This is a genomic window from Stenotrophomonas sp. YJH_SMC_54, assembly GCF_059368435.1.
Genome location: NZ_JCAFRS010000010.1, coordinates 170,091 through 177,131, shown reverse-complemented (window position 1 = coordinate 177,131; position 7,041 = coordinate 170,091). Strand labels below are relative to the sequence as shown.

Genomic DNA, 7,041 nt, shown 5'->3' with positions numbered 1-7,041 from the left:
TGGCCCCTTGGAACGAATCTGGTCGAGGGAATCAACAACAAGATCAAGGTCATCAAGCGCGTCGCCTACGGATACCGAGACGACGCCTATTTCTTCCTCAAAATCCGTGCAGCCTTCCCCGGAGTTGGGTGAAGAACCAAAGAAAAGGGGGCGCCAGCTTGGACGCCCCCCAGGGATGCCGCAGGGCCTTGTCGGCCCTCGGCGCTGCTTACAGCGCCTTTTCCAGCTCCGGCAGGATCGTAAACAGATCCCCCACCAGGCCGATATCGGCAATCTCGAAGATCGGCGCGTCGCCGTCCTTGTTGATCGCGACGATCGTGCCGGCATCCTTGATGCCGGTCAGGTGCTGGATCGCACCGCTGATGCCCACGGCCACGTACAGTTCCGGCGCGATGATCTTGCCGGTCTGGCCGACCTGCAGGTCGCTGGGCACGTAGCCGGCATCGACCGCCGCACGCGAGGCACCGACGGCGGCACCCAGCTTGTCGGCCAGCTGGAAGATGACTTTGAAGTTCTCTTCCGAACCGACGCCACGGCCACCGGAGACCACGCGCTTGGCGCTCTGCAGGTCCGGGCGGTCACTGGCACCAGCGGCCAGGCCGACGAAGCGGGTGTGGGTCGGCAGGGCAGCATCGACGCTGGCCGCTTCGATGGCGGCGCTGCCGCCCTGAGCGGCTTCCGGCCACGACGCGGCACGCACGGTGGCGACCACGATCTGGTCGGCCGGAGCTTCCACGGTGATGATCGCGTTGCCGGCGTAGATCGGGCGCTTGAAGGTGTGGCTGCCTTCGACGGTCATCAGGTCGGAGACCTGGTTGACGCCGAGCAGGGCTGCCACGCACGGCATCAGGTCCTTGCCGAAGGTGGTCGACGGTCCGAACACGTGGGTGTAGCCCTTGGCCAGCTGCGCGATCTGCGGCGCGAGCACCTGGGCGATGGCCTGCGCGTTGGCGGCATTGGCCACGGTCAGGACCTTGGCGACGCCAGCGATCTTCGCGGCCTCGGCGGCGACCGCTGCCGGATCGGCGGCCAGCACCACCACATCGATGCTGGCACCGCTGATGGCGGCAGCGGCGCTGACGGTCTTGGCGGTGGCGGCGTTGAGCTTGCCGTCGTGGTGCTCGGCGATGACGAGAATCTTGCTCATTACAGCAACCCCTTCTGCTTGAGTGCAGCAACCAGTTCGGCCGCGTCCTTGACCATCACGCCCTTGCTGCGCTTGGACGGCGCGGCGTACTGGGTGGTCTTGAAGGTATCGGCGGCTTCAACGCCGAGGTCGGCCAGCTGCAGGGTCTCCAGCGGCTTGGCCTTGGCCTTCATGATGTCCGGCAGCTTGATGAAGCGCGGTTCGTTCAGGCGCAGGTCGGTGGTAACCACCGCCGGCAGGTCCACTTCCAGCGTTTCCAGGCCGGCGTCGACTTCACGGGTCACTGTGGCCTTGCCGTCGGCGATCTCGAGCTTGCTGGCGAAGGTCGCCTGCGGGCGGCCCCAGAGCGTGGCCAACATCTGGCCGGTCTGGTTGGCGTCGTCGTCAATGGCCTGCTTGCCGAGGATCACCAGGTCCGGCTGTTCCTTCTCGATCAGCTTGAGCAGGGTGCGCGAGGCGGTCAGCGGCTGGATGGCCTGGTCGGTGACAACGTGGATGGCACGGTTGGCGCCCATGGCCAGACCGTTGCGCAGATGCGCCTGGGCATCGGCCGGGGCGATGGTGGCAACCACGACTTCGCTGGCGATGCCCTTGTCGCGCAGGCGCAGGGCTTCTTCCAAGGCGATTTCATCGAAGGGATTGGGGGACAGCTTGACGCCGTCGGTGACCACGCCGGAACCGTCCGGCTTGACCTGAATGCGGACGTTGTAGTCCACCACGCGCTTGTACGCGACGAGGATTTTCATCTGGTACGGGGTCCTTCAATAACGGGGAGAACGTCCGGTCCTCGCACAGCAACCGGTTCGGGGGGTGGGATCCCGATTCTAGCTGGCCTTTAGGGACCATGCGAATGCGTATAGTTTTGCTGCGATGCCGCAAACTCGGGCTTGGACGTCGGCTTGTTCAGCTGATGAAGGCATCCTTGGGCCCAGCCCCGATGTATCCTGTAGAGCTGCATTCAGCCCTGTTGTGCGCTGAGGCACCATGATGACAGGAGAATGGCTGTGCCCACTTGGCTCGTCACCGGCGGCGCCGGATTCATTGGCGGCAACTTCGTTCTCGAGGCCGTCGCGCGCGGCGTCAAGGTCATCAACCTCGATGCGCTGACCTACGCCGGCAACCTGAAGACCCTGTCCAGCCTGGACGGCAACCCGAACCATGTGTTCGTGCAGGGCGACATCGGCGACAGCGCCCTGGTCGCCCGCCTGCTGGCCGAGCACCAGCCCGATGCCGTGCTGAACTTCGCTGCCGAGAGCCACGTGGACCGTTCCATCGATGGCCCGGGCGCCTTCATCCAGACCAACGTGGTGGGCACCCTGGGCCTGCTGGAAGCGGTGCGCGACTACTGGAAGGCGCTGCCGGCCGAACAGGGCGCGGCCTTCCGCTTCCTGCACGTGTCCACCGACGAGGTGTACGGCACCCTGGGTGAGACCGGCAAGTTCAGCGAAACCACGCCGTATGCTCCGAACTCGCCGTACTCGGCGTCGAAGGCCGCGTCCGATCACCTGGTGCGTGCGTTCCACCACACCTACGGGCTGCCGGTGCTGACCACCAACTGTTCCAACAACTACGGCCCGTTCCACTTCCCCGAGAAGCTGATCCCGCTGGTGATCGCCAAGGCGCTGGCCGGTGAGCCGCTGCCGGTGTACGGCGACGGCAAGCAGGTGCGCGACTGGCTGTTCGTGTCCGATCACTGCGAGGCGATCCGCACCGTGCTGGCCAAGGGCCGGGTCGGCGAGACCTACAACGTCGGCGGCAATTCGGAAAAGCAGAACATCGAAGTGGTGCAGGCCATCTGCGCACTGCTGGACCAACGCCGCCCGCGCGCGGACGGCCAGCCGCGCAGCAGCCAGATCACCTACGTCACCGACCGCCCGGGCCATGACCGCCGTTACGCGATCGATGCCTCCAAGCTGAAGAACGACCTGGGCTGGGAACCGGCCTACACCTTCGAGCAGGGCATCACCTTCACCGTTGACTGGTACCTGGACAACCAGGAATGGGTCAACGGCGTGCTCGACGGCAGCTACCGTCTGCAGCGCATCGGCACCGCGGCCTGAAAACCCAGGAGACCTCATGACCCAGCGCAAGGGCATCATCCTCGCCGGCGGCTCCGGCACCCGGCTGTATCCGATTACCAAGGGCGTCAGCAAGCAGCTGCTGCCGGTGTACGACAAGCCGATGATCTATTACCCGCTTAGCGTGCTGATGCTGGCGGGTATCCGTGAAGTGCTCATCATCAATACCCCGCACGAGCAGGCCCTGTTCCAGCAGCTGCTGGGCGACGGTTCGCAGTGGGGGATGGACATCCAGTACGCGGTGCAGCCGAGCCCGGATGGGCTGGCGCAAGCCTACCTGATCGGTCGCGATTTCGTGGCCGGCAGGCCGAGCTGCCTGGTGCTGGGTGACAACATCTTCCATGGCCATGGGCTGAGTGAAATGCTGCGGCGCGCTGATGCCCGGGATCAGGGCGCCACGGTGTTCGGCTATTGGGTCAACGATCCCGAGCGCTATGGCGTGGCCGAGTTCGACGGCGGTGGCAAGGTCATTGACCTCGTCGAGAAACCGGCCAATCCGCGTTCGAACTATGCGGTGACCGGCCTGTACTTCTATGACGGCAACGCCAGCGATTACGCTGCCGAGCTGAAGCCCTCCGCGCGAGGCGAGCTGGAAATCACCGATCTCAACCGCAGATACCTGCAGCAGGGCAGCCTGCACCTTGAACCCTTGGGGCGCGGCTACGCATGGCTGGATACAGGCACCCACCAATCGTTGCTGGAAGCCTCCAATTTCATCGAGACCATCCAGACCCGCCAGGGCCTGCAGGTCTGCTGTCCGGAAGAAATCGCCTTCGGCAAGGGCTGGATCACTGCCGAGCAGCTGGAAGCATTGGCCGCGCCGCTGATCAAGAATGGCTATGGCCAGTACCTGCACAAACTCGCGCTGCGTGGAGTTGTTCCGTGAAAGTGATTGAAACCAGGTTGCCCGGCTGCGTGGTGATCGAGCCAGCCGTGTTCGGTGATGCGCGCGGCTACTTTTTTGAAACCTGGAACGCCGAGCGATTTGCCGCGCTGGGCCTGCCTGATCGCTTCGTGCAGAGCAATGTCTCCACCTCGGCGCAGGGCGTGCTGCGTGGCCTGCATTACCAGTGGCCGCGCCCGCAGGGAAAGCTGGTGAGCGTGCTGGAAGGCGAGGTCTATGACGTGGCCGTCGACATCCGTCGCGGTTCGCCGACCTTCGGCCAGTGGGAAGCGGTGGTGCTGAGTGCGGAGAACAAAAAGCAGTTCTGGATTCCGGAAGGCTTCGCGCATGGCTTTGCCGTACTCTCCGAGCGCGCGGTGTTCAGCTACCTGTGCACCGAGGTCTACCTGAAGGACTTCGACGCCGGTGTGCGCTGGAATGATGCCGACATCGCGGTGGATTGGCCGGTCAGTGCACCTACGCTGTCGGCCAAGGACGAGAACGCACCGTTCCTGAAGGACATTGCCGAAGACCGCTTGCCGGTCTACGTGCCATGACCGTGCTGGTGTTCGGTGGCAACGGCCAGGTCGGCCAGGAGTTGCTGCGCGCGCTGGCACCGCTGGGCCAGGTGGTCGCGACCACCCGCAGTGGCGTCCTGCCCGACGGAAGTGCCTGTGAAACGGCCGATTTCGGCCAGCCCGACAGCCTGCCGGCATTGCTGGACCGCGTGCAGCCGTCGCTGGTGGTCAATGCGGCCGCTTACACCGCCGTTGACCGCGCAGAACAGGATGTTGATGCCGCCTTCGCCGCCAACGCGCAGGCGCCGGGCGCGATCGCGCACTGGTGTGCGGCGCATGGCGTGCCGTTCGTGCATTACTCCACCGACTACGTGTTCGATGGCCAGGGCACCGCGCCCTACCGCGAGGACGAGCCGACCGCACCGCTGGGTGTCTATGGCACCAGCAAGCGAGATGGCGAGGAGGCGGTGCGAGCCGCGGGAGGACGGCATCTGATCTTCCGTACGGCGTGGGTGTATGCCGCGCATGGCACCAACTTTCTGCGCACCATGCTCCGCGTTGGCGCCGAGCGCGATCAGCTGCGGGTGGTGGACGACCAGATCGGGACGCCCACGCCGGCGGCGCTGATTGCCGATGTGACCGCACAGGCATTGCAGCACCCGGGCCGTCTGTCCGGCACTTGGCATTTGACCGCCACTGGCCAGACCAGCTGGCACGGTTTTGCCGAGGCGATCTTCGCCGAAGCGTTGGCCACTGGCGTGCTGGCCAAGGTGCCGACCGTCGAGGCGATTCCCAGTTCCGAATATCCGACCCCGGCCAAGCGCCCGGCCTGGTCGGTGCTGGACAACCGCAAGCTGCAGCAGGATTTCGGCATCGTGCTGCCGACCTGGCAGGACGGCCTGAAGCGGGTGATGGCGGAGATTGCCTGATCCGGTAGGCGGCGTGCCGACCAACGGTCGGCACCCACCCCGACCCGCGGCCGGCAGCCTCCAGCGGGCGCTGGGTCAGTTGCGCCCGTACGTATCCTCGAAACGCACGATGTCATCCTCGCCCAGATAGCTGCCTGACTGCACTTCGATCAGTTCCAGCGGCAGCTTGCCCGGATTGCGCAGGCGGTGCGTCACGCCCAGCGGGATGTAGGTGCTCTGGTTCTCGCTGAGCAGGATCACCTCGCTGCCACGGGTCACCTCGGCGGTGCCGCTGACCACGATCCAGTGTTCGGCGCGGTGGTGATGCATCTGCAGGCTGAGCGTGCCGCCGGGCTTGACCGTGATCCGCTTGACCTGGAAGCGCTCACCGTTGTCGATCGAGTCGTAGGCACCCCAGGGGCGGTACACCTTGCGGTGCCAGGTCGCCTCGCTGCGGCCTTCGGCCTTCAGCTTGGCCACCACGGTCTTGACCTCCTGCATGCGGTCAGCCTTGCCGACCAGCACCGCATCGTCGGTCTCGACCACGATCACATCATCCAGGCCGACCAATGCCACCAGGCGCTGCGCATAGGCGTATGTGTTGCGGCAGTCGATGGCGATCACATCGCCTTGGTGGGCGTTGCCGTCGCCATCCTGCTGCGAGACATCGCGCAGTGCGGTCCACGAGCCGACATCGTTCCAGCCGGCATCCAGCGGGATCACGACTGCATCGGCAGTCTTCTCCATCACCGCGTAGTCGATCGAGTCCGACGGCACCGCCGTGAAGGCATCCCTGTCCAGGCGGGTGAAGTCGGCATCGCGGCGCGCCTGTTGCCAGGCCTGGCGGCTGCCGGCGAGCATCGCCGGCTGGAAGCACTCCAGTTCCTGCAGGTAGCGCGAGGCCTTGAACAGGAACATGCCGCTGTTCCAGTAGTACTGGCCACTGGCGATGTAACCCGTGGCGGTGTCGAGGTCGGGCTTTTCGACGAAGCGTTCGACGGCACGCAGGCCCTGGCCGTCGGCAGCCTTGATATAGCCGTAGCCGGTTTCCGGGCCGGTCGGCACGATGCCGAACGTGACCAGCTTGCCGGCTTCAGCGGCACTGGCGGCGGCCTGCACCGCGTTGCGGAAGGCCGCCTCGTCGGTGATCACATGATCGGAGGGCAGCACCAGCAGCAGCGCGTCGGCACCGTCACGGGTGGCCTCCAGCGCGGCCACGGCAATCGCCGGTGCAGTGTTGCGGCCCACCGGTTCCAGGATGATCGCGGCCGGCTCGGCGCCGACCTGCTGCAGCTGTTCGGCGGCAACGAAGCGGTGTTCCTCGTTGGCAATCACCAGCGGGCCACGCGCCGCCAGTGGGGCGACGCGTTGCCAGGTGGCCTGCAGCATCGTCAGCTCGCCGGCCAGTGGCAAGAACTGCTTCGGGTAGGCCTCGCGCGAAAGCGGCCATAGGCGTGTACCGGACCCACCGGACAGGATGACGGGCTGGATGCTGCTCATGCGGGCC

General features: G+C 65.5%; 8 protein-coding genes. 5 read left to right on the top strand and 3 right to left on the bottom strand.

Annotation, left to right across the window (positions count from 1 at the left end; all coding sequences use genetic code 11):
* A partial coding sequence (locus AC5P5S_RS13370; protein WP_495205330.1) for a transposase occupies window positions 1-132 on the top strand: 132 nt, incomplete at its 5' end.
* Window positions 133-208: 76 nt separating this feature from the next.
* Here the strand turns inward: AC5P5S_RS13370 and AC5P5S_RS13365 are convergent.
* A complete protein-coding gene (locus AC5P5S_RS13365; RefSeq protein WP_062607867.1) occupies window positions 209-1,147 on the bottom strand; it encodes an electron transfer flavoprotein subunit alpha/FixB family protein in 939 nt (312 codons plus the stop codon).
* The gene (locus tag AC5P5S_RS13360; protein WP_012509979.1) at window positions 1,147-1,893 is read right to left on the bottom strand and encodes an electron transfer flavoprotein subunit beta/FixA family protein; all 747 of its coding nucleotides are present in this window, start codon (window positions 1,891-1,893) and stop codon (window positions 1,147-1,149) included. The genes AC5P5S_RS13365 and AC5P5S_RS13360 overlap by 1 nt, the downstream gene beginning before the upstream one ends.
* A 258-nt stretch (window positions 1,894-2,151) precedes the next feature.
* On the opposite strand from AC5P5S_RS13360, the gene rfbB reads away from it, so the two are divergent.
* The 4 genes from rfbB to rfbD are packed head-to-tail and all read left to right on the top strand — an operon-like array spanning window position 2,152 to window position 5,555.
* On the top strand, window positions 2,152-3,207 hold the full coding sequence (gene rfbB / locus AC5P5S_RS13355; RefSeq protein ID WP_062607875.1) for a dTDP-glucose 4,6-dehydratase: 1,056 nt from the start codon (window positions 2,152-2,154) through the stop codon (window positions 3,205-3,207).
* A 16-nt stretch (window positions 3,208-3,223) separates the two neighbouring features.
* Window positions 3,224-4,111 (top strand): glucose-1-phosphate thymidylyltransferase RfbA, encoded by an 888-nt coding sequence (gene rfbA, locus AC5P5S_RS13350; protein WP_062607865.1) that lies wholly within the window; start codon window positions 3,224-3,226, stop codon window positions 4,109-4,111.
* Entirely contained in the window at window positions 4,108-4,665 is a 558-nt protein-coding gene (gene rfbC / locus AC5P5S_RS13345; protein ID WP_059036223.1) for a dTDP-4-dehydrorhamnose 3,5-epimerase, read from the top strand. Before rfbA ends, rfbC begins: the two co-directional genes overlap by 4 nt.
* Window positions 4,662-5,555, top strand: coding sequence for a dTDP-4-dehydrorhamnose reductase (rfbD, locus tag AC5P5S_RS13340; protein ID WP_059036225.1), 894 nt, complete (start codon window positions 4,662-4,664; stop codon window positions 5,553-5,555). Before rfbC ends, rfbD begins: the two co-directional genes overlap by 4 nt.
* A 75-nt stretch (window positions 5,556-5,630) precedes the next feature.
* On the opposite strand, the gene AC5P5S_RS13335 is transcribed toward rfbD, so the two are convergent.
* Window positions 5,631-7,034, bottom strand: coding sequence for a mannose-1-phosphate guanylyltransferase/mannose-6-phosphate isomerase (locus AC5P5S_RS13335; RefSeq protein WP_062607863.1), 1,404 nt, complete (start codon window positions 7,032-7,034; stop codon window positions 5,631-5,633).
* Between the last annotated feature and the right edge of the window lie 7 nt (window positions 7,035-7,041).